The 4,280-nt window shown below is 41.1% G+C and carries 6 protein-coding genes; 2 read left to right on the forward strand and 4 right to left on the reverse strand.

All coding sequences use genetic code 11. The features are described from left to right. Positions 1-320: DUF4180 domain-containing protein (locus tag VIP81_RS20480; RefSeq protein ID WP_331965509.1), on the forward strand; the 320-nt coding region annotated here is incomplete at its 5' end. Positions 321-378: 58 nt separating this feature from the next. On the opposite strand, the gene VIP81_RS20485 is transcribed toward VIP81_RS20480, so the two are convergent. Beyond that, positions 379-1,455, reverse strand: coding sequence for a DegT/DnrJ/EryC1/StrS family aminotransferase (locus tag VIP81_RS20485; protein WP_331965512.1), 1,077 nt, complete (start codon positions 1,453-1,455; stop codon positions 379-381). A gap of 211 nt (positions 1,456-1,666) precedes the next feature. Between VIP81_RS20485 and VIP81_RS20490 the strand changes: the two genes are divergently transcribed. Next, positions 1,667-2,311, forward strand: coding sequence for a NeuD/PglB/VioB family sugar acetyltransferase (locus tag VIP81_RS20490; protein WP_331965515.1), 645 nt, complete (start codon positions 1,667-1,669; stop codon positions 2,309-2,311). A gap of 104 nt (positions 2,312-2,415) precedes the next feature. Here the strand turns inward: VIP81_RS20490 and VIP81_RS20495 are convergent, their stop codons facing one another. The 3 genes from VIP81_RS20495 to VIP81_RS20505 all read right to left on the reverse strand — a co-directional run. Further along, a complete protein-coding gene (locus VIP81_RS20495; protein WP_331965518.1) occupies positions 2,416-2,853 on the reverse strand; it encodes a GNAT family N-acetyltransferase in 438 nt (145 codons plus the stop codon). A 61-nt stretch (positions 2,854-2,914) separates the two neighbouring features. Then, positions 2,915-3,454: a 2'-5' RNA ligase family protein gene (locus tag VIP81_RS20500; protein ID WP_331965521.1), complete on the reverse strand. Its 540-nt coding sequence runs from the start codon at positions 3,452-3,454 to the stop codon at positions 2,915-2,917. Positions 3,455-3,543: 89 nt separating this feature from the next. Further along, a partial coding sequence (locus VIP81_RS20505) for a pentapeptide repeat-containing protein (RefSeq protein WP_331965524.1) occupies positions 3,544-4,280 on the reverse strand: 737 nt, incomplete at its 5' end.

Below are 4,280 nucleotides of genomic sequence, written 5' to 3' on the forward strand. Positions count from 1 at the left end.
CAAAAATAATATCAGATACGATTGCAATAAGTAATATAGAAGATGCATTAGATATACTCGGAAATTGCAGCTACCAGGGGGCAGACAATATCATTCTCCATGAGCAAAATATTACTCCGGATTTTTTTGATTTAAAAACAAAGATAGCGGGAGAAATCCTGCAAAAATTTTCTACCTATAATGTCCGGCTGGCGATAGTGGGCGACTTTACAAAATATACCAGCCAGTCTTTGAAAGACTTCATCTATGAAAGCAATAAAGGAGGCCGTATTAATTTCGTGAATACAGTAGCGGAAGCAACGGAGAAATTAGCGAAATAAACAGTTTAAATAAAGGCATAAAAAAAGATCAAAGTGATGACCACTTTGATCTTTTTTTTTATAAGTTTTTCAGAATCACTTTTAGAATCATGTCCTGGTCTTCTTTTCGTAAGTTATGGTACAGTGGCAAACACAATACTCTTTGGGCGATCGACTCGGAGTTAGGACAGCTCACGTTTTCCACATAATTCACGGTGTTCAGAGATGGGAAGAAATATCTTCTCGGCTGAACGTATTGGAGATTAAGTGCTGCCAGGACTTTCAACAATACAGTTTCGCTTTCAAATACTACAGGGAAATAGGCACAGTTAAAATCGCATCCTTTTGTGATGGTCAGCAGCTGCACTTTGCTGGATTCCTGCAATACGGCCTGGTAGCGTTGCCATTGTGTTTTACGGCTTTTATAGATTTCATCTATATGCTTCAGACAACATAAGCCCATGGCAGCATGAAATTCTGAATTCTTCCCGTTAATACCTATCCCGTCAAACGTAACAGGTGAGGTATGGCCGAAGTTGCGGAGTAGCAGCATGCGTTCCAGCAGTTGGGGCTGAGTGGTAAATACGGCTCCCCCTTCTACGGTATGGAAAATTTTGGTCGCATGAAAACTACAGGTGCTGATATCTCCATATTCAAAAACAGATTTACCGTTATAAAGACTGCCAAAGCAATGGGCAGCATCATAAATTACTTTCAGTTTGTGTTTTGTTGCGATGGCCTGTATCTTGTCGATGTCACAGGCATTGCCGAAAACGTGGGTAGCCAGGATAGCGCTGGTTTTGTCGGTAATAGCCGCTTCGATCTTTTGCGGGTCGATATTAAATGTACGCGGGTCTATATCAACAAATACCGGTTTGCAATTTTCCCATACGATAGTGCTGGTGGTGGCCACATAGGAAAATGGGGTGGTAATCACCTCGCCAGTCAATTCAAGCGCTTTAATAGCGATTTGAATGGCGATGGTGCCGTTGGAAAGAAACGAGAGGTTAGACACATCCAGGTGTTCCTTTAGGTTGCTTTCCAGCTCATTTACTAACGGACCGTGATTGGTAAGCCATTGACGCTCCCATATATCGTTCAGATACTTGTTATATTCTTCTTTCGTTGGAAGAAAAGGCTTAGTTACTGGTATCATCTGCTTAATATTATAAATCCCGACAATTTGTAATTGCAAGGATTTAATGAAGGTACAAAGATTGGTTATAAAATGAAGGAGTTGATATATGTTTATATTTTTTGTTGTGTATTCAACTGACTTTCTGCCTTTGGCTTAATACCATAATCACACCAATTTTCATACATTTAAGCCTCGAATCGTTAGAGATACTTTAATCAACAGGAATAATATGGCAGGAAGTAAAAAGAAAATATGCATTGTAGGTTCCGGCGGAAGCGCAAGAGAAACACTTTGTGCTTTAATTGATGCCACGGATAAAACGCAGGCAATAGCAGATATTGCTTGTTTTATGGTGGATGATGAATACTATAAAGAGCCCATTGTGATGGGGATAGAAGTGATTCGTTTTTCAGCGTTTGACGCAGCATTATATGATGTGGTAGTAGCTCTTGGAGATCCTGCCGCAAGAAAAAGGATAGTAGAAAGACTACCCGCAGATACCACTTACGCAACCATTATTCATCCTACTGCTATCATTTCTCAATGGGCGGAAATTGGAGAAGGGAGTGTCATTACTGCCGGTGTTATTATTACCTGCAACATAAAGCTTGGTAAACATACCCAATTGAACTTAAATACGAGTATCAGCCATGATTGTGTACTCGGCGATTTCTTTACAACTGCGTCGGGTGTTCGTATAAGTGGTAACTGTACATTTGGTGAGTGTGTTTATTTTGGCGCCAATTCGGCGTCGAAGGAAAAAATTACTATCGTGGATAATGTGACAATAGGCATGGGTGGCATGGTGGTGAAAGATATTAAAGAAGAAGGCGTGTATGTGGGTGTGCCTGTACAGAAGATGATAAAGAAGTAGTGAATTAAATTTGAATAATGAGTACGGCGATTGTCAGCAGGGCTGGCAACCGCCGTACTCATTATATCGTTTTGCTTGCAGATAAGGTGGTTGGAGCTAAAGGCTTAAAACTCCCGCTCCATCAGATACAGATCGAGTCCGGGGCCCCAATAGTCTTTTTGTGTCTCTACCAATCCGTAACCAAATTTTTCAAAAAATTTATATGCTTTTTGAGAAGTGGTTACTACCAGTTTTTCAATGGTCGGATCTGATTTAAAAATGGTGAAACAGTGCTCCATGGCTTTTCTACCCAGTCCTAGTCCTACATATGCAGGATCGAAAAATATCCAGGTGATCTGGCCGGATTTATTGCGGTCATTCACATAATAACCCACACCTCCGACTATTTTATTTTCGTGTTCTATAGTGAAGTAGAGATGAGCATTTTCGCTTAAATAGGCCTCATAATCAGCTACCTCTTTGGGATCGAAATATTCAGGTGTATGGAGTAGAAAAATGCTGATTAATTCGTTTTTGTCGGTTGGGAGATAAGGTCGTATCATTTGCTGCCAGGGTTGAGAGTTATACGTAAATTAAGGAATAGGATACCAGCGCAAATATTTTTTATTTACATAACGACATTTTAAAACAGATCTTATACTGTCGATCGCCGGCAGCCTTCTTTAATACTGTGATTTCCTGACATGGAAAGGCGTCGCGGTAATTAAAGGCAGACAAATCTATTTTGGCAAAATCTTCATTTTGAATAGTCCGGGCAATAGTAACATGCGGCGTGATTTTTTTGGATGATCGGAGACCAAACGTAGTCAGTAGCAGCATATGAAGCTGTTGGATAGGGCCGGGATTGTCGATTTTTAATACCAATGATTTGGATTGTTCTCCATGTTTGAAAATGGCGCTCCCACCCAGTACAATATCGAACGCCGGGAAAGAAGATAGCATGGTTTTTATCTGTTTACCCACTCGTTCATCATCATCAGGAGCTGTGAACTTCAGTAAAGAAATATGTGCAATTGATCTCAGATTACTTACAGACAGCGAAATCTGATTGCTAAGTGTTTCTTTTGCTGCACGCACAACTTCCTTTACCCTTTCTATAGGAGAAAGAATGATAAAGTAAGTGGTGCCCTTGACAGGCACCATTTCATAATGAAATAAGCTTAGCTGGTTCGGATTTCCGTGACGCATATAAAGCAACGTTGTGGCATACACTATACTAACAACGTAGGGCTTTAAATGGTTGCAGGTAGGGGACTGATACCAGTCAAATCCACCTGCCCGTTTTTTTTCAGAAATTCATAGGTCATCCGATCTGCCTGACAGTCAATAAACCGGACCCATTTCAAACTTTTGTTTTTAAAGAAGGTGTTAATAAGTGTGGCACGCTGGAAGGTTACCATATCAAAGGCGCAGTTTTCAAAACGACAATCCTCCAATGTGCCTTCGAAAACGATATTTTCGATCTGTGTTCTGACAAAAGAGGTATGATGCCACACTGCATTTGCAGTGGTACAATTCAGGAAGGCGCCGGATGTAACCTCTGCTCCGGTAAAATTGGCGCCGGAGAAATCGCATCCTTTGATATAGGTTCCTGAAAATGTCGCTTCTTTCAGTGAGCAGTGCTTAAACTGGTTGTGGTCTAAGTAGGAACGCTGAATGAGGCTGTTGCTCATATCGGAATCAGAGAAGTCGCTCTGTTCTATATTATTGCTTTTCAGCAGCAATCCCGACAAACCTGAGCCAATAAATTTGCAGCGTTGAATGTTGGAGGAACTGAATTTTTCATGCAGATTTTTCGCCCCGGAAAAGTCGGCGTCTACCCAGCTTTCGCATGACATATCCCAGGTAGGTTTTTGGGGCTGCTTTCCGGATGGTAATTCGGCCGATTCCTTCTCCCCAGGTTCAACAGATGCTACTTCAGTGGCTGTAGATGCAAAGCTTTCGGAAAAAAAGTTAAGATCAACGCCCA

It is taken from the genome of Chitinophaga sp. (assembly GCF_036566945.1).
Taxonomy (GTDB): domain Bacteria; phylum Bacteroidota; class Bacteroidia; order Chitinophagales; family Chitinophagaceae; genus Chitinophaga.

Coding starts and splice junctions, on each gene's coding strand:
- VIP81_RS20495 (WP_331965518.1), bottom strand. CDS start 2,853: ATGATACGACCTTATCTCCCAACCGACAAAAACGAATTAATCAGCATT.
- VIP81_RS20500 (WP_331965521.1), bottom strand. CDS start 3,454: ATGGTGCCTGTCAAGGGCACCACTTACTTTATCATTCTTTCTCCTATA.
- VIP81_RS20490 (WP_331965515.1), top strand. CDS start 1,667: ATGGCAGGAAGTAAAAAGAAAATATGCATTGTAGGTTCCGGCGGAAGC.
- VIP81_RS20485 (WP_331965512.1), bottom strand. CDS start 1,455: ATGATACCAGTAACTAAGCCTTTTCTTCCAACGAAAGAAGAATATAAC.